Raw genomic sequence first — 20,534 nt, forward strand, 5'->3', positions numbered from 1 at the left:
CCTCTATTGTTATTAATTTATGAATAACAATAGATATACAGAATAAAAAAGAGCAAAATCATACGAAAAAACGCAGCCCTATACGGACTGCGTTCTCCATTTTATCTAGACGTTTTTCTTCATAGTAACCATACTACCAATGATGTAAGCAATAAATGCAAAGCAAATTGGGAATACAACTGTATGTATACCGAATGGATTAGGGAAGCAAAGGTGAATCAACATATATGAACCTACCCCCACTATAATAGATGCGAGAGCTCCAGTTGCATTTCCTTTTCTCCAATACAGTCCTAACACAATCGGCCAAATGAATGCTGCTTCTAAACCACCGAAAGAAAATAAATTTAACCAGATTAAAAAGTCTGGAGGCTTAATAGCCGCAGCATATACAAATAATCCTACGATACCAGTAATCCACAGACTACCTTTCTTTATCGTATTATCCGTTGCATCTTTATTTACGTAATTCACATATATATCTTTAATAATTGACGAACTTACAAGTAATAATAATGAGTTTACAGTAGACATGATTGCAGCCATTGGTGCAGCTAAGAAAACTCCAGCTAACCAAGGTGGCAATACTTCCATCGCTAATAGCGGCATTACTTTATCTGGTACTGTTATCCCCGGAAGTACTACTCGTGCAAACACACCTGTTAAATGCATACCAATCATAATTGTACCAACAACAATCGTCCCAATTATGAGCGCTTGATGCATCGCTTTTGAATTTTTATACGACATTGCACGCACGCTAATTTGCGGTAAACCAACTACGCCAATTCCAATTAAAATCCAATACGATGTAACGTATGATTTCGTTAAACTACCATCTGCTCCAAACGGCGTAATTAAATTCGGATTGATTTGAACAAGTTCCTGCATAATCTTTTCAATTCCACCGCCCGCAATGACAGTTGCAATTAAAATGATTGTCGTTCCAAGTAACATAATAATACCTAATATCGTATCTGATAACGCGACTGCTCGAAACCCACCAATTAATACGTAAACAAGTACAGAAAATGTAAATAAAAATAAGGCTGTTGTATAAGAAAGACCGGTAAGCGACTCAATTAATCGTCCACCACCTACCCACTGGGCTACTGTTGCTGAAAATAAAAAGATAATAATACATAACGCAGAAAGAATAACGACTGCTTTATTGTTGTATCTTCCCTTTAAATAATCAATAAGAGTAATTGCTTCCATCTTCCTTGCGATAATTGCAAATTTTTTACCGATAACCGTTAAAACGATATACCCCGTAACAACTTGAATCGCCGATAATAGTACCCATCCAAGGCCCATATTGTAAGCAATACCAGGACCACCAATGAAGCTACTTGCGCTTCCGTACGTAGCAATCATTGTCATCGCTAATAATAAACCGCCAAGCTCACGCCCACCAAGAAAATATTCTTGTAAAAATTTATTATTAGCAGTTGCTTGTACGCGCCTTGAAGCATATACACCAATTAAAAATACAACGATAAACGAAATTATCATTGGAATGATTACATACCAATTCATCTATTATTCCTCACTTTTTTCTTCCTCATCGAGTGAAATATCTTGAAATACAAAACGAACAACTAAACTAAGCAAAATAACCATAACGATAAATCCAACGATACAGCTATAAAAAAACCATGCCGGAAAACCTAATATGTATGTATATTCACTTGGATTTTTACTACCAAGCCCATAAGCAAATCCGTACCATATTATAAAGTTAATAATAGCAAGTCCAAGACCAATTAACGCTTCTCTATGGGCTATTCGAAAGCGTGGATCATCATGATAACCCTTCATTTTCTCCCTCCTCTCACGATGTATTATTGTACCACTGTTCTTCTAGTTTTTCCTACTAGAAAACAAAAACAAGCAGGATTTTTTATAAAAATATAGAAGAATCTCTTACATTACATATTTTTTACAATTGTAACACAATTGAAATTTGAATTTTCAGTATTTATTATTTATGATTTTAATTAGAGGCTTTTCATCTAGTTCCCACATCCTTGATTTCGGAATAAACGCCGTCTCGTACTGCGTTTACATTATATTTTCAAGGGGGTTATACAATGAGTCAACTAGCTGTAAATCTTCATGAAAAGGTAGAAAAGTTTCTTCAAGGCACGAAAAAGTTATATGTGAATGGATCTTTTATTGAAAGCGCTTCCGGAAAAACATTTAAAACACCTAACCCAGCAACTGGCGAAACACTTGCCGTCGTTTCTGAAGCTGGTCGCGAAGATACTCATAAAGCTGTAGTTGCGGCTCGCATGGCTTTTGACGAAGGTCCTTGGTCTCGCATGATTACCGCTGAACGAAGCCGCCTTATGTACAAGCTCGCCGATTTAATGGAAGAACATAAAGAAGAGCTTGCACAGCTCGAAACGTTAGATAACGGAAAGCCAATCCGTGAAACAATGGCAGCAGACATACCACTTGCAATTGAGCATATGCGCTATTATGCTGGCTGGGCTACGAAAATCGTTGGTCAAACAATTCCTGTCTCCGGTGATTACTTTAACTATACACGTCATGAAGCTGTTGGTGTTGTCGGTCAAATTATTCCTTGGAACTTCCCACTTCTTATGGCAATGTGGAAAATGGGTGCAGCCCTTGCAACAGGATGTACAATCGTTTTAAAACCTGCAGAACAAACTCCACTATCCGCCCTATACTTAGCTGAATTAATTGAAGAAGCTGGATTCCCGAAAGGTGTTATTAATATCGTTCCTGGATTCGGTGAATCAGCTGGACAAGCTCTCGTTAATCATCCACTCGTTGATAAAATTGCATTTACAGGTTCTACTCCAGTTGGTAAACAAATTATGAGACAAGCATCTGAATCATTAAAACGCGTTACACTTGAATTAGGTGGTAAATCACCAAATATCATTTTGCCAGATGCTGATTTATCTCGCGCGATTCCTGGTGCGCTTTCTGGTGTTATGTTTAACCAAGGACAAGTATGCTCTGCTGGATCACGCTTATTTGTTCCAAAGAAAATGTATGATAACGTGATGGCTGATCTCGTCCTCTATTCTAAAAAACTAAATCAAGGTGTCGGTCTTAACCCTGAAACAACAATCGGGCCTCTCGTTTCCGAAGAACAACAAAAACGTGTAATGAGCTATATCGAAAAAGGAATTGAAGAAGGCGCTGAAGTACTTTGCGGAGGAAGTAATCCATTCAATCAAGGTTACTTTGTTTCCCCTACAGTATTCGCTGATGTAAATGATGAAATGACGATTGCAAAAGAAGAAATTTTCGGTCCAGTTATTTCTGCAATACCGTTTAACGATATTGATGAAGTAATTGAACGTGCGAATAAATCACAATTCGGCTTGGCAGCTGGTGTATGGACAGAAAATGTTAAGACAGCACACTATGTTGCAAGTAAAGTACGCGCAGGTACAGTATGGGTAAACTGTTATAACGTCTTTGATGCAGCATCTCCATTTGGAGGATTTAAACAATCTGGTCTTGGCCGTGAAATGGGCTCTTATGCATTAAATAACTATACAGAAGTGAAGAGCGTTTGGTTAAACTTAAATTAAATTGAAAAGAACCTGATCCACTCGGTCAGGTTCTTTTCAATTTGTATTCCTTTAAACTTGCAGCCCTCCGCTCACATTTAATACTTCTCCTGTAATATAAGACGCGTATTCTGATGCTAAAAAGGCAGCTGCGTTCGCAATATCTTCTGGCGTTCCAATTCTACCAACTGGAATCGCTCCAACCATCTTTTCTTTCACTTTATCTGGTATCGTTTTTGTCATATCTGTATCCATAAACCCTGGACAAATTGCATTACAAGTAATACCGAAACTTCCTACTTCTTTCGCCGCTGTTTTCGTTAAACCTACAACTCCTGCCTTTGTGGCTGCATAATTCGCTTGTCCAATATTCCCGTCTCTACTAATAGAAGAAATATTAATAACCCTTCCATATCCTTGCTGTCTCATATAAAGAAGCGCTGGTTGCATACAATAAAAAACACCGCTTAAGTTTACTTGCAGTACTTGTTCCCATGCTGATTTCTCCATTTTATGTAACATAGCATCTCGCGTAATACCTGCGTTGTTCACTAAAATATGTAATTCACCAAATGTTTGAACTGCATATTCAATTAATGTCTTCGCGTCATTTTGATTACTCACATCACAACGATACTGCCTCACTTCATACCCTTCTGCGATTAATTCATTTGTCGTTTCTTGTAATTTTTCTTCATTCACATCACTTATTAATACTTTAGCCCCTAATTTTCCAAAAACCTTTGCAATTTCTTTTCCTATCCCTTGTGCACCACCTGTTATAACAGCTGTTTTCCCATTTAGAAGTTCCATCCCTATCCCCCATTTCTATTACTTATACTGTATATTTCGGCTCCTTGCTTTCCAAATCCTCTTCGTATAAAAAAGTCTATTTGTGTCAAACTAACTTTGCAACGTCGCATAAAGTGCAAGGAGATTTTGTCGAATGAACAAAAAGAATTTCAAACAAAACAAATCTGCTGATGGCATTGATGTCGAGTTCTCTCGTGAACTCGCTGACCACAATGACTTAGAAGCAAACGCACGTGCAAATGCCGCTGATGCACGTCAAAAACGCCAATCAACAGAAAAATAAGGTATCACAACATTCCTTATTCTTTTCAACAGGGACCTACTACCCAAAAAATAAACCGAGAGTAATTCTCGGTTTATTTTCTATATTTTTTTATATAGTGCGCCAAAGTAAGTAGCGGATATATATGAGCGTAGCTATGGTAATGAATATAAAACCCACCTGGTAAAGCTGTTCCAGTAGGATATTTTTCATTTACATAAGGATTCGCAAGCAAATATGAAATACCTTTTCGAATAGCTGGTGTTTCTTTATCATAGTAAGAAATGAGAGCATCTAACGCCCATGCTGTTTGGGGTGGTGTACTAAATGGCAAAGTAACAAATTTTTTCTCCACGCTACTTTGACAAGATTCTCCCCAACCACCATCTTCATGCTGTATATGTTCAAGCCATAAAGCGGCTCGTTTCAATGAAGGATGAGCAGAAGGAATCCCCAGTGACCGTAAACCAGTCATAACAGCCCACGTACCGTATATATAACAAATCCCCCACTTTCCATACCAGGATCCATTTTCCTCCTGTACGTCCGTTAACCAATTTATTGCGTTTTGTTTTTGTTTCTCCGGTAATTCATTCTGCGCATACGTTCCAAAAAACTCTAATACTCTTCCTGTAATATCTGGTGTAGAGGGATCCGTAATCATATCGTTTGCGTTTTCAATTGGTAAATCCGCTAAAATGTTGCTCGTCACACCTTTTTCAAAAGCTCCCCAGCCACCGTCATTATTTTGCAATCCTTTAACCCAATTAATCCCTTTTCTCCAAGCATCATCTACATTTTCGTTCCCTCTACTTCGCGCCATTGCCCTTAAAGCAGCTGTTGTATCATCAATATCTGGAATCGTAGTATTCACATCAGAAAAGCCCCAGCCACCCGGGAAGATCGACGGCGCATGCACACTCCAGTCAGCTTTTTTCTTATGCTGTTTTTTTAGTAAATACGCTGTCGCATTTTGAATCATGTTACTTTCTTCCAGAACATGAGCTTCTTGCAACGCATAGCTAAATAAAGCTGTATCCCAGACAGTTGATGGCGAGTTTTGCAAATGATGCCCTCTTTCCATCTTCCATGTATAAGATGTTATCCCTGTTATTGCCTTTTGAATAATTGGCGATTGAATCGAATGTCCTAACGCAAGTAATGCGTAAATCATATAAAATGAAGCACTTGCGTAACTATATAACGTTCCATTCTCATCGATACGCTCTTTCATAAAACGTTCTACTTCCTCATATCCTTTATGATGTAAAGAAAGCGGATACGATATAATTTGTTTCACATCACTTACTACTGTTTGAAAGACTGGAGAACGATCCTCTCGAAACCACCCTCCGCCCACGCCCGCAATATGACTTAGATTTGGTAATATTTTTTTATCGACATGAAACCTTTTATTTAAACAAACCATCATCGGGATTAAATGGATACGTGCTGCGCTACTTAATTCAAATATACTGAGGGATGAATCATTTTGCAGAAACATAATCGGTGTTGGCAAATGAAAGAGCGAAGGATATTCATACTCTCCATGAATCGCTAATAAAAACTTCGTCATAAAATGAGCACGCGCCACTCCTCCGCGTTCCTTAATAAACATTTCCGCTCGCTTCATATTCGCATCTTCTTTTGTATACTTATTCGAAGCAAGTAAGGCTGCATAAGATTGAATTGTAGCAGATAAATTGCCACCTACTTCATCTTCATACAATTTCCATGTTCCTTCATTTGTTTGAAGTGACGCTAATCTTTTTACAAACGGTTCTACCTCTTTATCTCTACCTAATAATTTTAATAAAAAAATCATATGACAATCTGTTAATGGTGCTCCTTCAAAACAAAACCTCCACGTACCATCTTGCCTTTGCATCGTCTGAAGTGCAGTTGTTCTTCTCACTATTTCTTCTTGCACTTTTTCATATAATAACAAGGTATTCACCCACCCTTTCGAAATTCGTATAACGATATTCAAAAAAGTAGCCGAATATGTGTAAAAACAAAGAAAAGCAGAACACATATTATGTTCTGCTCATAAGCAATACCCCACTCCGACAATAACCCCTAATAAAGCACCGACTACTACTTCATACGGCGTATGTCCGACAAGCTCATTTAACTTCTTATATTCTGTTTGTCTACCGTGAAAAAACTCATTCAATATTTTCGCTTGTTTACTTACTGCAAGTCTTACTCCTGAAGCGTCATACATAACAATGATCGCAAAAATAGCAGCAACGGCAAATATGGTACTCTCCACACCTTCCACAACTCCAACACCTGTCGCAAGTGCTGTAACAGTTGAAGCATGAGAACTTGGCATACCACCTGAAGCGAAAAACTTTGCAAAATCAAATTCACCCGTTTTAACTACCTTAAAGACAACTTTCGTTAATTGTGCTAAAAACCACGAAATCACAGCGGCCATAAGCGGATCATTATGTAAAATTGTTTCCACATTCTCAGCTCCTCACTGACTATAATGGAAATTCTATATAATATAAGTATAAAGAAAAATGCGTAGAAAATACTACGCATTATGATACTTTTGCTGATTTATTTTTTATGAATTTCGGTTGTTTCTGCACTAAAAACTTTGTTTTCGCTACCGAGAATACAAATAAAGCAACCCATATACAGCTAAACGCAATCATATGAGTAGATGTGAAATGTTCTCCAAATACGAATACACCTAAAATTAAACTAATCGTTGGCGCAATATATTGTAAAAACCCTACCATATAAAGCGGAATGAGTTGTGTCCCTTTCGCAAAATAAAAAAGCGGTAACGCTGTAACGATACCTGCGCCTATTAAAAGTAACGTCGATAACATGGAAATCGATCCAAATGAACCGAAGCCATGTGCTCCTGTCATAACGAGATAAATTAGCGCAAACGGTGTCACTAACATTGTTTCCATCGTAAGTCCAATTGTCGCATCATAATTTAACAATTTTTTCGTTAATCCGTATAATCCAAATGAAAGGGCAAGTGATAGAGAAACCCACGGAATAGATCCGAAACGTACTGTTAAAATGATAACCCCTACTCCCGCTAAACCAACTGCAACATATTGCCAAAAGTTTAACTTTTCCTTTAAAACAACTGTACCAAGTAAAATACTAATGAGTGGATTAATATAATAGCCAAGACTTGCTTCAATAACATGATTATGATTTACGGCCCATATGTAGACAAACCAATTCCCACTAATCAAGACTGAAGCTATTGTTAATGACATTAATAATTTAGGTCGTTTAAAAAGATTCACGAACTCTCCAATAAACTGGCGAAACCTCTTTGTAACACCTAATACGATTAACATAAAAACGAACGCCCAAACGATGCGGTGCGCTAATATTTCATCTGCTGGAACTTCCTCAACCCATTTCCAATAGATTGGTAGGATTCCCCACATCGTATAAGCACCAGCCGCATATATAATCCCTTTTTTTTGCTGTGCTGATTGACTCCCCATCTTCCTTTTTCTCCTCTTCTCATTTTTCTCCATTATACGGTCTCACATGCTTACTTTACCAATAATCAATCCGCAATTCTTTCGACATTTCTCATACAGCGAAAAGTAAACATACCGTTATAACAACAAGTAATGGTATGCCGAAAACAAATTTCTTTTTATGTGTTTTATGATGAAACATATACATACCAATCCAAGCTCCAACTGCCCCTCCAGCTGCTGCTGATAAAAATAACGTACTTTCTGGTGTTCTCCATTGCTTCTTCTTCGCTTTTCGTTTATCAAGCCCCATAAGGCTAAAAGCTATAACATTAATAATAATAAAATAAATCCATTTCATCGCTTTCTCTCCCTATGAAAAATTCGCTTAATGGTAACATGAAAAAACGGTGGAAACAACTGAAGAACATTTTTAGCACACTAGTTTAGTTGGTTGCTCTTAATTCATTACTTTCATATTTATATAACCAATAAAAAGCGCGATTACTGCTATTAAAAAGAAAGATGTTATGAGCATCCATTTATATTTTGTTTTCATTTCCTTCACCTACTGTGGCCATATCACAAAAAAAACTTCTCTCAATCTCTTCCTCATTAAAATGAAGAACAACAATTAAACCTACATATAAAGAAACGAAATTCAAAAACCATTCCCCGTTATCATCTTTCTTAGCTAGACATTTAAATATCTCCTGAAATTGCATACGTTCATCGGCAGCAACAACCGGGCGCACACCAAAATATTTCAATACGAGATTCAGATTCAGCTGCACAGACACTGATAAAATGTATTTTAATAGCTCCGTATACTCTGTACTATCTTTTTGACTATACAACTTCACAAGCTTTTGATGTAAATGAGGAGTCGATAATGTTACGTCATTCATTTTGGTTGCTTCTATCGCTTCAATCATCTTTTTCATATCCATCACATTCACCCCTTCTGTAAAAAACAAAGCCAAAGAGTATTTATCTTATGATCAGCATTAATTGCGCATTCCTCGTCTCTCGTTCTTCTTCACTAACTAAATCATATTTTTTTAAAAGATGAAAGATATCGTTTAATATCTCCTGTGAATGATTACCTTGCAAAAACCCCTTTAATCCTGTAAAAATCTCCTCAGATAAAAAACTCTTCTGACTTTCAAGCTTATTCATTACATCTTCAACGGAATGATCAATATTACATGCCATACTAAACTTCCTCCCCTATCCTTTATAAATAATATCTTCTGCTAACGATGTAAACACTTCTCCAACAAGAGAATCTTCATCATATACAGATGAACCGTTATTTTCTTCACGTTTTGCAAAAGGTACTTGCGCAATTACTTCTGTTTGCAATTGTTCTGCGAGCATTTCACCGCCGCCTTTTCCGAAGAGGTAATTTTTCGATCCATCTTGTTCTTCATAATAAGCCATATTTTCCACAATACCTAAAATCTCATGTTTCGTATGTTGTGCCATTACACCTACTCTAGATGCTACGAATGAAGCTACATTGTGCGGAGTTGTAACGATTATTTCTTTCGCCTGCGGGATCATCGCCGCAACATCAATAGCAACATCTCCTGTACCTGGTGGTAAATCAAGCAATAAATAGTCTAATTCTCCCCAGTGCGTATTTGCAAGGAAATTTTGAATCCATTTATTTAACATCGGTCCGCGCCACATAACTGGGTTATTTCCTTCTGTGAAAAATCCCATTGACATTATTTTAACACCGTGACTAACGACTGGAATTGCTGTTTGATCAATCATCGTTGGTTTCTGATTCGTTTCCATCATAGCTGGAATACTAAAACCATATATATCTGCATCTAAAATCCCGACCTTTTTCCCCATACGAGCTAGTGCAGTTGCAAGATTAATTGTCACCGTTGATTTTCCGACTCCACCTTTTCCGCTCGTTACAGTAATAAAACGTACACCTGAATCAAGGCGAAGCATGCTCGGCATACCAGTTTCTGTTCTAGTATTTTTCTTTAACTTCTCTGTTAAAGCTGCACGTTCTTCTCTTGTCATAGAACCAAATATTAAATCCACTTTAGAGGCACCAATTGCATGAAGTGATTCTTCAATATCTTGTTGAATTTTTGCCTTTAACGGACAACCTTGAATTGTTAGTACTACTTCAAGTTTAACCTCTGTTCCATTCATTTGTATATTTCTAACCATGTTTAATTCTACAATACTTTTGTGTAACTCTGGATCCTCCACATGTTTTAAAGCATTCATGATTTGTTCATGAGTAAGCATAGAACTCATCCCTTCTCGTATTCGAATTTATATACAGCTTCTTATCGCTTCAACCGATGAAAGAAAGTCACCACTTTTCTCATCTATTTTGAACTACTTAAGTTTCTTAATAACTATCGCTATGAAAAACTATTCATGTTTTCCTGATTATCCCCCACTAACAGGCGGAATGAATGCGACTATATCTCCAGCTTTTATCATCTCTTCATTCGTTACAAATTCTTCATTAATCGCAACCATTACTGTATCCAAAGATTGCAAATGATAACTTTCTTTCAAACGGTCTTTTAATTGCCCAACATTTATTTCTTGTTTCTCTAAAATTACTAGTCGATCTAATCCGACTTCCTCACGCAAATTTGCAAACAGTAAAATTGTAATCATTTCTCATTCTTCTTTCTTTGGTTTTCCTTCTGGATAAGGTGTATTTTCAAGTTGATCTCCAATCCACATCTTTCCATCTTCCCAAAATTCTTTTTTCCAAATTGGAACGATTCTTTTTATACGTTCAATTGCGTACTCATTCGCTTCATAAGCTACTTTCCGATGTGGTGATGAAACGGCAATGACAACTGCAATATCCATTATTTCGAGTCGTCCTACTCTGTGTGTAATTGCTACTTTTGCGTCTGGCCACTTTTTATTAATTTCTTCACCAATTTGCGTAAGTTGTTTTACTGCCATCGGTTTATATGCTTCATACTCTAAATGTAACGTTCGTTTTCCTTTTGTTAATTCTCTCACCGTACCAATAAACGTTGTAATCGCACCTGCTTCTCTTCTTGCCACTTTATTCGTTACTTCTTCAATCACAATTGGTATATCTACAATCTCAAATAGAGCTTGTCCCATTAGAACCACCTCTCACTTTATAAAATGTCCAAGGCCATTCACTACCTTCGTTATCCTCCAACAAGAGAACGTCTACGAACATACCTTTTTTATAACCTCTCGTTCCACCCGGAAGTACAATAAAGATATTTGTCTCTGCTAGAGAAGAAACCGAGCTAGATTTATCAAAACCTGACGGATAAGCGGTTAATTGCCCTTCGTTATATGTCAGTTTCGCTCGTACAAATCTTGTAAATGGATTCGGTTTTAAGAAATCTTCTCCTAACAATGCTTTTTCTCTTTTTAAATGTGCTTTTCCACTAAACATATACGCCCGAATACACGGCCTTACGAACAATTCAAATCCTACGTAACAAGCAGATGGATTTCCTGACAAACCAAATAATAATTTTCCGTTTAATTGTGCTACAGTCGTTACACTCCCTGGTCGCATTGCAACTTTATTGAAAAGAACCGATGCACCTAATTTTTCGTAAATAGCTGGTAAATAATCGTAATCCCCTACTGATACACCGCCTGTTGTAATGAGCATATCTACTTGGCTTAACGCTTCTTTTACAGCTGTAAAACATGTATTAAAATCATCGCTAAACTTCCCAAAATATTTTACTCTTCCGCCCGCTCTTCGAATTTGAGACAATATCATATACGTATTACTATTTCGGATTTTCCCTGGCTGTAATGAATCATTTACATCCAGTAATTCACTACCGGTCGCTAACAATCCAAGTACAGGCTTTCTCGCCACTGGCACCTCGCTATAGCCGAACGTAGCAAGAAGAGCTGAAATACCTGGATTAATGTATGATCCTTTCTTTGCAAGAACCGTTCCTTTACGAACATCTTCACCTTGAAAAGAAATATTGTCGCCCGTTTTGAATGATCGCTTCACTTCTATATAATTGTTGCCAGCCTCCTCATATTGACGAGTCAGCTCTAACATAACAACCGCATCACACCCATTCGGAATTTGTGCTCCTGTCATAATTCGAACCGCTTGAAACGGCCCGATTTCTTCATGAAATATCGAGCCTGCACCAATCTCTCCAACTACTTCAAATATAGTTGGACTTTCATAGCTCGCTAAAGTCGTATCTTCTGCTCTAATAGCAAACCCATCATATGGTGAACGATTGAATGAAGGTACATCATGGTCAGCTACTATATCCTCTGCTAATATACGTCCGTAAGCTAATTCAATAGGTAGTAGCTCCTTTAATCCCTCATTAGCAAATCCCATTATTTTACGAACAGCTTCTTCAACCGTAATTGGCACTCTTCTTTCCATTATTGACAACCCTTTCTATTAACCGAATACGCGATAATATAATTGCTTCGCTTTCGAAATATCATTTGTACCATGAATGAAAACTCGACTATCTTGAAAAATAACGACGCGGTACTCATCTAGTTGGGCAGATAGTAAATAAGGATTTCGATCTACTTTCCCAAGTTTTTTTAATACTTTTTCTATGTCATCAAAATTATGCTGTCTATTTTCTACTGGTCTAATTTGAACTGTATTTCTTCCGCACAAAACGGCTACCTTCGTTTGATTTTCATATGATAAATAAGGATAAGTTCGATTCAAACCGCACGATGGACAATCGTCCGTTTTTATTTTCCCTAATTTGATACAATGATTTTGATTACTCCATATATCAAACATGAAAAACGTTTTTCTAATTGCTGAAAAATCTTCCACTAAAATTTTGAGTGCTTCTACCACTTGATATGCTGCAACAATTTGAACTGTTGGACTAATAATCCCGGCCGTATCACACGTCACACCTGTAACAGGAACATTCTTCAGTACACAATGTAAACACGGTGTTTTTTGCGGAATAATCGTATAACTCATACCGTATGATCCAACGCAAGAGCCATACACCCACGGAATATTATGTTTTTGTGATAAATCATTTATTACAAATCGGACGTCAAAATTATCTGTTGCATCGATGATTACATCGACATTTTCCAATAGCCCTTCCATGTTTTCTACACATGCATCCATTACGAAAGCATCTATTTCCACTTCTGAATTGATCTGTTCTAACCGATTTTTAGCAGCAATTGCTTTTGGGATATTTCCTCTTGCATCCTGTTCAACGTAAAGTTGTTGTCTTTGTAAATTACTCCATTCTACGTAATCACGATCAATAATTGTCAACTTCCCAATACCTGCGCGTACGAAACTTTCTGCACTTGCACTTCCTAATGCCCCTGCGCCTACAATTAACACATGTTTATTCCGAATTTTTTCTTGGCCTTTACCCCCAATTGGTTTGAACAACTGTTGCCGGGAATACCGCTCTTCCATTGCATACCCTTCCTTTCAAGAAATCTATTTCAATTTAGAGTCTTGTTTTTGATAACAAGCAAAGTAAGCAAATCCTACAAATCCAGCTCCTCCAATTACATTCCCAATAAAAACAGGAACAAAGTTCTTAGCAAGATCCATCCACGTCAGATGACCCGCAAAAATAACTGCTGAGATGACAAACATATTTGCTACTACTTGTTGAAATCCAATCACTACAAATGCCATAATCGGAATCCATATTCCGATTATCTTTCCGACCAGATCACTCGTCCCATAAGCAAGCCAAATCGCAAGACAAACGAGCCAATTACAACCGATCGCTAAAATTAAAGTTCTCCCAAATGATTCATGCAGCTTTCCTTCCGCTATCGCTAATGTTTCATTTAAATAATCTCCTTCTGTTAATCCGCCAAGATGGCCAAAACAATACGCAACGAAAATAGCTCCCACAAAATTCATAAAAGTAATCCAAACCCAGTTATTTAGTACATTTATCAATGTAATTTTCTTTGCATAAAGCGCCATTGACAGTGACATCATATTTCCTGTAATTAATTCTCCACCTGCTAATACTACGAGCATGAGTCCAAAAGGAAAAACCGCGCCTCCTAAAATATTTACTAAACTTCCCCAGCGTTCAGGTAAATCACCTAAAACTCGAATATTAAGTAAAAATCCTAATGAAATAAACGCTCCTCCTAAAAAACCGAGAATAATCATTGCTGGCAGCGCCTGACTTACTTTTTGAACACCAGCCTCAATTACGAGTTCAGCAATTTGTTCCGGTTTATGAAATGCCATTACTAATTCCTCCATTTTCTCCAAATAAAAAAGCAGCTTCAAAAAACCTCCTCAAAATAAAGGTTTTTGAATGCTGCTTAATTTCTCTGCACATCTTTTACAGAAATATCAATCATCACTTTTACTATAAAATAGAAAATCTACAATTCTTGTACACTCTCCATTTTTCACTATTATGTTAGCTTTATACATTAACCACCGATATGTGACATTTCAATTTTAGGCACTCTTTTTTTATTACTATTACTTAAGCGTTCCTCTGAATATCGATCTTCTCGGTTATTCCATATATCGCGTACGACATCTGCAATTTCCTCATCTGTATGCTCAGAACGAAGTAATTCTCTTAAATCATTTCCTTTAGAAGCAAATAAACAAGTATACAATTTTCCTTCTGCAGAAATACGGGCTCTCGTACATGATGAACAGAAAGAATCTGTTACTGATGAAATAATACCTATTTCCTCATCGCTTCCAATATAACGATAGCGAGTAGCAACCTCACCAGCATAATTCGCTTCTATTCGTTCTAATGGCATAATTTTATGAATGGTATCTACTATTTCTTGTTTAGAGACGACCTCTTTTAACTCCCAACCATTATAATTTCCAACGTCCATGTACTCAATAAAACGAAGAATATGTTTATTTTCTTTAAAATATTGCGCCATCTGCAAAATATCTTGTTCATTTTTTCCCTTTTGAACGACCATGTTGATTTTAATTTTCATACCAACTTCAGCCGCAGCCTGTATACCTTCAAGAACTTTTTGTAATTTGCTTCTATTCCCATTCAAATAGAAAAAGCGCTCTTCTTCTAAAGAATCTAAACTAACTGTCACACGTGATAAACCCGCTTTATATAAATCAGGCGCAAACTTTTTAAGTAACGATCCATTTGTTGTTAAACCGATATCCTCCACACCGTCTATTTTATGAAGCCGCTCAATAAGCTGCGTGAGACCTCTTCGAAGCAACGGTTCTCCGCCTGTAATTCGTAACTTTCTCACACCTAAAGAAACGAAAATACGTGTTATCCTTTCAATTTCATCAAAAGATAAAATTTTATCATTAGACAAAAACGAGTACTCAGGACCAAATATTTCTTCTGGCATACAATATCGGCACCGGAAATTACAGCGATCAGTAACTGAAATACGTAAATCCTTTAATGGACGTTGCAATTTGTCTAATGTAACTGATTTCATCTTTATTGCCTCACTTTTACTTATTTTATATTTAAAACACGTTCTGGATGCGTATATACATTTAAAGACTGATTACGAATAAACCCTATTGTAGTAATGCCTAACTCTTCTGCTAGCTGTAACGCCAACTCGGTTGGAGCTGATTTTGACAGGATAATTTCACAACCAATCTTTGCAACTTTCAATAATATTTCCGAAGAAATACGACCACTGAAAACAATGATTTTATCCTTTATCGAAATATTATTTTTTAAACAATAACCGTAAATTTTATCTAGTGCATTATGCCTACCAATATCCATTCGACTTAAAATAATACCATTTACATCGCATAAAGCTGCATTATGAACCCCGCCTGTATGACGAAACGTATCCGCAGATTGTTGCATCTCATTCATTAATCGGAAGCAATCTTCCACACCAACCTGTACATGGACACCATTCATTTTCTTTGCGCTTAGTGCATCGTTTGCAAAAACAAATCCTTGTCTACTCATACCACAACACGAAGTAATATAACGTTTGTTTTGCATTTGTTCGTAATACGGGTTTACTTTTGTCGTCGTTACATGTACAAATCCTTCTTTTTCCTGTATCCATATGTCATCAATCTCTTCATACTTCCGAATGATTCCTTCAGATGCTAGGAAGCCTATTACCATATCTTCTATATATTCTGGAGTACTAACCATTGTAACAAACTCCTGTCCGTTCATTTTAATCGTGACTGGAAACTCTGTTACAATGCTGTCCTCTGTATGCTTAAATGCCCCTTGTTCATAACGGAAAACTTCTCTTTCTACCTGTATCGGTTTCACGATCAGTACCCTTCCCTCACGTTATATTTTTATCAAAAACAAACACAGAAACTGCGATATCTTCTTCTACTTTCATATCTGAAAATAGATTCACTAATTTCGCTCCTACAAGTTCCTCCAAATGTTCACCTGAATTTGCAGCATACACTTCTTGAATCATTTTCGTTCTAGCCATATGAACCATTTCCGCACCATCCATCGTACTGGAAATAAATTTTTCAGTAGGTGTTAAATTTCCATAAAGAGTTGCAATAGCCATATTTTCAGCAAATACAGTATGAATTCGTTCCGGTCCTTTTCCGAAAAGTTCCTTTCGAAGTTTTCGTATCATATCATTAAATTCATGTACTTTTTTTGACATACAATCATACCCCCAAAAACACTCATTTTACTTTCATATATATTTTACCAAAATGACCCTTTCATCCAAACTATTTTGTACAAACATTTGGACGAAAAGGTTCACTTTTTGAAGCTTATTCGTCTTTTAATCCTTTACCCATACCTTTTAAGAAATGGAGACCAAAACCAATAGCCCGATTAATATCTGGATCTTTCAATACCTTCATAAGATCGAATACCCCGACTTTTTTATTACTTTCTAGATGTTCATTACCTTCTTCCAATCCTACTAATAAACTAGCTATAAGTTTTTTCGTAAGCTCTGGGTCAAGTTCTGTTAAAGCACCTGCAGCACCCATCATATTATTAATTAAATTTGTAACAGGTTCACGAGTTACTTGACCGAGGACAATCTTTGCGATTGGTTCTTTCGCTTTCAGCATAGAATTTGCTGCTTCTAGCATGCCAATATCATTCAATTCCCCTACTATATTAAACATTTGATTTAGAGCTTCTTCATTACTAGCTAGAAGTTCTTTTAAATCATCTAACTTTTGCTGTTTTATTTCTTCCTCAGTTTGTTCTTGTCTTTGAATCGTTTTAATAGGTGCAGCCATATTCTTTTCTCCTCCCTACTTATCCGTTAAATGCACATACCCTGGACGTGCCCACTTACGATTAACCTCAATACCTGCTTGAGGATGACGCTTTTTATTTCGTGGGTTCGCTTTTGGCATCGGATTTTCGCCATCAACTTCTAACACTTCCATACGTACTTTCGTTTGTTTATACGCAGGTGTATTCGTACGCGTATCAACAGCAGGACCAGTTAAGAAATTGATTGCCGATTCATTATCTGTAGAGTTCATTGGTAAATATAACTCGTTCGCTTTTACACGGTCTGTTACGAGTGCACGTAATTTTAATGCTCCAAAAGGAGAGACAAGACGAACTAATGAACCTGTTTTCACTCCACGTTCTTTTGCAAGTTCTGGAGAAACTTCAACGAAAACGTCAGGTACTTTCGTTTGAATACCTGTTGATTTATTTGTCATATTCCCTTCATGGAAATGTTCAAGCATACGACCGTTATTAATGTGAAGATCGAACTCAGCTGGAAACTCAGCTGGACGTACCCAGTCAGCAATAGCAAAACGAGCTTTTTTATCTGGGAAGTTAAATCCATCTTGGAACAGAAGCGGTGTATTCGTGCCCTCAAAACTTCCCCAATGGAAACTATTCCATCCTTCCAGTACTTCATAGCTTGCTTGTGAAAATAGTGGTGATAAACTTGCCATTTCAGCAAAGATTTCACTTGGGTGGCTATAATTCCAGTTTGCACCTAATTTATTCGCAACCTCCTGCACGATCCACCAGTCTGGCTTCGCATCTCCAAGCGTAGGAAGAACTTGATATAGTCTTTGTACACGACGCTCTGTATTTGTGAAAGTACCTTCTTTCTCAAGAGATGGCGCTGCTGGCAATACAACATCTGCATATTGAGCAGTTTTAGAAAGGAAAATATCTTGCACAACGAAGAAATCAAGGCTTGATAACACTTCATGTACATGGTTCGCATTAGAGTCTACAAGAGCCATATCCTCTCCGACAAGATACATAGCTTTCATTTTCCCTTCGTCAATTGCGCGAAGCATTTCAATATTATTAAGACCTGGTTCACTACCAATTTTCACTCCATATGCATTTTCAAATTTCGCACGTTCCATCTCGTTCGTAACGTGCTGATATCCTGGAAGCCATCCTGGTAAAGTACCCATATCACAAGCACCTTGTACATTATTATGGCCTCGAAGTGGATATGCACCAGCACCTGGACGACGATAATTCCCTGTTGCAAGAAGTAAGTTTGAAATCGCAGCGGAAGTATCAGATCCACCTGTATTTTGCGTTACCCCCATCCCCCAAAGAATACATGTACCATCTGCATCACGAATCATTTCAGCCATTTGAATAAGTGTTTCTTTTGAAATGCCTGTCACTTCTTCTGCATATTCAAGCGTATATTCTTTCAAACTCTCGTTAAAATCTTCAAAGAAGTTTACATTCTCATCAATGAATTGTTGATCGTGCCAACCTTGTTCAATCATATATTTCGTAACAGCCATTAGCCACACTTGGTCTGTTCCTTGTTTCGGACTAACAAAGACGTCTGAACGCTCTGCCATTTCTGTTTTACGAAGATCAGCCACAATTAACTTTTGTTCGTGTAATTTATGCGCACGTTTAATACGTGTAGCTAAAACAGGATGACCTTCTGTCGGATTACAACCTACAATAATAACAAGACCAGATTGTGCAATATCTTTAATCGTTCCTGCATCACCACCCATACCAATTGTACGGAATAATCCGTCCGTCGCTGGTGATTGACAATAACGTGAACAGTTATCAATATTGTTCGTTTCAAATACTTGTCGAGCTAATTTTTGAATAACATAATTGTCTTCATTTGTAATTTTAGAGGAAGAAATAAAGCCGATAGCGTCTTTACCGTGCTCTTCTTTAATGGATCCTAATTTACTTGCAACTACATTCAGTGCTTCTTCCCATGTAGATTCAACAAACGTTCCATTTTTACGAATTAAAGGTTTCGTAATTCGTTCTTTAGAATTTACGAAATCCCAACCGAATTTCCCTTTTACACAAGTGGAGATGGCGTTAACTGGCGCATCTGAAGATGGCTGTACTTTAAGGATTTTACGCCCTTTCGTCCACACTTCAAATGAACAACCAACGCCACAAAATGTACATACTGTTTTCGTTTTCTTCGTACGAGTATCACGCATGGCCGCTTCCACTTCTGATACCGCAAAAATACCACTATATCCAGGCTCAACTTCTTTAATAAGATCAACCATCGGTTCAAGAATGTCTGGCTTTAATCCCGTCATAAATCCAGCTTCACCGAGCATTGTTTTCTCCATTAAAGCGTTACATGGACAAATGGTTACACATTGACCACAGCTCACGCATGAAGAATCATTAATATTTACTCCTTCATCCCAAATAACTCGTGGACGTTCCGCTTCCCAATCTATTGATAACGTTTCATTTACTTGTAAGTTTTGACATACCTCAACACATTGACCACATGCGATACATTGATTAGGGTCATAACGATAAAACGGATGCGTCATATCCACTTCACTTACATCTACTTTTGGCTCGTAAGGATATTTTTGATGTTCAATCTCCATTAACTCTGCTGTATTATGCAATTTACAGTTCCCATTGTTGTTGTCACATACCGTACAGTATAATAAATGATTTTCTAATAACCGATCCATCGCCTCTGTTTGCGCTTCTTTCGCACGACCAGAAGCCAGTTCAATATTCATACCGTCCGTGACCACCGCCGAACAAGAACGCATTAATTTTCCGTCAACTTCTACAATACAAGTGTCACATGTTTGAATAGGATCTACTTCTGGCACGTAACAAATTTGCGGATGTTCAATCCCATTTCCATTAATAACACTCAATATTGTTGAACCAGGCTCCGCTGTATACTTTTTTCCGTCAATTGTAATATGAACCATGTTGTTATTCATGGTCTTTCCCCCTTTTTGAGAATAAAAAAACTCCACCACGAAAATATACGCACCACATTTCGGGTACGCTATCATCATGGTGGAGTAGTTTATTAGCAAATCTTGCTAAAATACCAATCCATTTATTCATAAATAAAACGATAGATTCATAACAGGTCATATCACGATTCCATCTTTAACACTATAATTATATCGTTAAACTTTAAAATATACAATATAAAATTTAAGCT

23 protein-coding genes are annotated in these 20,534 nt (G+C 37.1%); 2 read left to right on the forward strand and 21 right to left on the reverse strand.

Going from position 1 to position 20,534, the window contains the following annotated elements; translation table 11 throughout:
• Positions 1 to 105: 105 nt before the first annotated feature.
• Complete coding sequence (gene panF, locus COC96_RS20070; protein WP_098267086.1) at positions 106 to 1,539, reverse strand: sodium/pantothenate symporter; 1,434 nt, start codon at positions 1,537 to 1,539, stop codon at positions 106 to 108.
• 3 nt (positions 1,540 to 1,542) lie between these two features.
• Positions 1,543 to 1,821 (reverse strand): YhdT family protein, encoded by a 279-nt coding sequence (locus COC96_RS20075; protein ID WP_098267085.1) that lies wholly within the window; start codon positions 1,819 to 1,821, stop codon positions 1,543 to 1,545.
• A gap of 272 nt (positions 1,822 to 2,093) precedes the next feature.
• Here COC96_RS20075 and dhaS point away from each other — a divergent pair, with 272 nt between their 5' ends.
• Positions 2,094 to 3,578, forward strand: coding sequence for an aldehyde dehydrogenase DhaS (gene dhaS / locus COC96_RS20080; protein ID WP_098769242.1), 1,485 nt, complete (start codon positions 2,094 to 2,096; stop codon positions 3,576 to 3,578).
• 51 nt (positions 3,579 to 3,629) lie between these two features.
• On the opposite strand, the gene fabG is transcribed toward dhaS, so the two are convergent.
• Positions 3,630 to 4,370, reverse strand: coding sequence for a 3-oxoacyl-ACP reductase FabG (gene fabG / locus COC96_RS20085; RefSeq protein WP_098267083.1), 741 nt, complete (start codon positions 4,368 to 4,370; stop codon positions 3,630 to 3,632).
• Between the two features lie 133 nt (positions 4,371 to 4,503).
• Here fabG and COC96_RS20090 point away from each other — a divergent pair, with 133 nt between their 5' ends.
• Positions 4,504 to 4,653: a YfhD family protein gene (locus tag COC96_RS20090; protein ID WP_141535916.1), complete on the forward strand. Its 150-nt coding sequence runs from the start codon at positions 4,504 to 4,506 to the stop codon at positions 4,651 to 4,653.
• Positions 4,654 to 4,726: 73 nt separating this feature from the next.
• On the opposite strand, the gene COC96_RS20095 is transcribed toward COC96_RS20090, so the two are convergent.
• The 18 genes from COC96_RS20095 to COC96_RS27625 all read right to left on the reverse strand — a co-directional run bounded on the left by COC96_RS20095 (position 4,727) and on the right by COC96_RS27625 (position 20,464).
• Positions 4,727 to 6,580, reverse strand: coding sequence for a terpene cyclase/mutase family protein (locus tag COC96_RS20095; protein ID WP_098769243.1), 1,854 nt, complete (start codon positions 6,578 to 6,580; stop codon positions 4,727 to 4,729).
• A gap of 99 nt (positions 6,581 to 6,679) precedes the next feature.
• On the reverse strand, positions 6,680 to 7,105 hold the full coding sequence (locus tag COC96_RS20100; RefSeq protein WP_098267081.1) for a divergent PAP2 family protein: 426 nt from the start codon (positions 7,103 to 7,105) through the stop codon (positions 6,680 to 6,682).
• Between the two features lie 79 nt (positions 7,106 to 7,184).
• Positions 7,185 to 8,126 carry an EamA family transporter RarD gene (gene rarD / locus COC96_RS20105; RefSeq protein ID WP_098267080.1) on the reverse strand — a complete coding sequence of 314 codons (942 nt, stop codon included), beginning with the start codon at positions 8,124 to 8,126 and terminating at the stop codon, positions 7,185 to 7,187.
• Between the two features lie 91 nt (positions 8,127 to 8,217).
• Complete coding sequence (locus COC96_RS20110; protein ID WP_016086864.1) at positions 8,218 to 8,466, reverse strand: DUF1294 domain-containing protein; 249 nt, start codon at positions 8,464 to 8,466, stop codon at positions 8,218 to 8,220.
• Between the two features lie 181 nt (positions 8,467 to 8,647).
• A complete protein-coding gene (locus COC96_RS20115; RefSeq protein ID WP_098267078.1) occupies positions 8,648 to 9,055 on the reverse strand; it encodes a hypothetical protein in 408 nt (135 codons plus the stop codon).
• Between the two features lie 40 nt (positions 9,056 to 9,095).
• Positions 9,096 to 9,320, reverse strand: a complete 225-nt coding sequence (locus COC96_RS20120; RefSeq protein ID WP_098267077.1) for a group-specific protein — start codon at positions 9,318 to 9,320, stop codon at positions 9,096 to 9,098.
• 15 nt (positions 9,321 to 9,335) lie between these two features.
• The gene (locus tag COC96_RS20125) at positions 9,336 to 10,385 is read right to left on the reverse strand and encodes a P-loop NTPase (RefSeq protein ID WP_098769244.1); all 1,050 of its coding nucleotides are present in this window, start codon (positions 10,383 to 10,385) and stop codon (positions 9,336 to 9,338) included.
• A 147-nt stretch (positions 10,386 to 10,532) separates the two neighbouring features.
• Positions 10,533 to 10,769, reverse strand: coding sequence for a molybdopterin converting factor subunit 1 (gene moaD / locus COC96_RS20130; protein ID WP_098267075.1), 237 nt, complete (start codon positions 10,767 to 10,769; stop codon positions 10,533 to 10,535).
• A gap of 3 nt (positions 10,770 to 10,772) precedes the next feature.
• On the reverse strand, positions 10,773 to 11,237 hold the full coding sequence (gene moaE, locus COC96_RS20135; RefSeq protein WP_098769245.1) for a molybdopterin synthase catalytic subunit MoaE: 465 nt from the start codon (positions 11,235 to 11,237) through the stop codon (positions 10,773 to 10,775).
• Positions 11,218 to 12,525: a molybdopterin molybdotransferase MoeA gene (locus tag COC96_RS20140; protein WP_098769246.1), complete on the reverse strand. Its 1,308-nt coding sequence runs from the start codon at positions 12,523 to 12,525 to the stop codon at positions 11,218 to 11,220. Before COC96_RS20140 ends, moaE begins: the two co-directional genes overlap by 20 nt.
• 18 nt (positions 12,526 to 12,543) lie before the next feature.
• A complete protein-coding gene (locus COC96_RS20145; RefSeq protein WP_098769247.1) occupies positions 12,544 to 13,560 on the reverse strand; it encodes a molybdopterin-synthase adenylyltransferase MoeB in 1,017 nt (338 codons plus the stop codon).
• Positions 13,561 to 13,584: 24 nt separating this feature from the next.
• Positions 13,585 to 14,364 carry a formate/nitrite transporter family protein gene (locus COC96_RS20150; protein WP_141535917.1) on the reverse strand — a complete coding sequence of 260 codons (780 nt, stop codon included), beginning with the start codon at positions 14,362 to 14,364 and terminating at the stop codon, positions 13,585 to 13,587.
• Positions 14,365 to 14,555: 191 nt separating this feature from the next.
• Positions 14,556 to 15,572, reverse strand: a complete 1,017-nt coding sequence (gene moaA / locus COC96_RS20160; protein WP_098769248.1) for a GTP 3',8-cyclase MoaA — start codon at positions 15,570 to 15,572, stop codon at positions 14,556 to 14,558.
• A gap of 20 nt (positions 15,573 to 15,592) precedes the next feature.
• Complete coding sequence (gene fdhD / locus COC96_RS20165) at positions 15,593 to 16,390, reverse strand: formate dehydrogenase accessory sulfurtransferase FdhD (RefSeq protein ID WP_098267069.1); 798 nt, start codon at positions 16,388 to 16,390, stop codon at positions 15,593 to 15,595.
• A gap of 16 nt (positions 16,391 to 16,406) precedes the next feature.
• Positions 16,407 to 16,751 carry a DUF2294 domain-containing protein gene (locus tag COC96_RS20170; RefSeq protein WP_088229871.1) on the reverse strand — a complete coding sequence of 115 codons (345 nt, stop codon included), beginning with the start codon at positions 16,749 to 16,751 and terminating at the stop codon, positions 16,407 to 16,409.
• A gap of 115 nt (positions 16,752 to 16,866) precedes the next feature.
• Entirely contained in the window at positions 16,867 to 17,349 is a 483-nt protein-coding gene (locus tag COC96_RS20175; protein WP_098769249.1) for a DUF1641 domain-containing protein, read from the reverse strand.
• A 15-nt stretch (positions 17,350 to 17,364) separates the two neighbouring features.
• Complete coding sequence (gene fdhF, locus COC96_RS20180; protein ID WP_098769250.1) at positions 17,365 to 20,304, reverse strand: formate dehydrogenase subunit alpha; 2,940 nt, start codon at positions 20,302 to 20,304, stop codon at positions 17,365 to 17,367.
• Positions 20,297 to 20,464: a hypothetical protein gene (locus tag COC96_RS27625; RefSeq protein WP_180234964.1), complete on the reverse strand. Its 168-nt coding sequence runs from the start codon at positions 20,462 to 20,464 to the stop codon at positions 20,297 to 20,299. The genes fdhF and COC96_RS27625 overlap by 8 nt, the downstream gene beginning before the upstream one ends.
• Positions 20,465 to 20,534 lie beyond the last annotated feature (70 nt).

Origin of the sequence: Bacillus cereus (assembly GCF_002577405.1) — a bacterium.
GTDB lineage: Bacteria > Bacillota > Bacilli > Bacillales > Bacillaceae_G > Bacillus_A > Bacillus_A cereus_AU.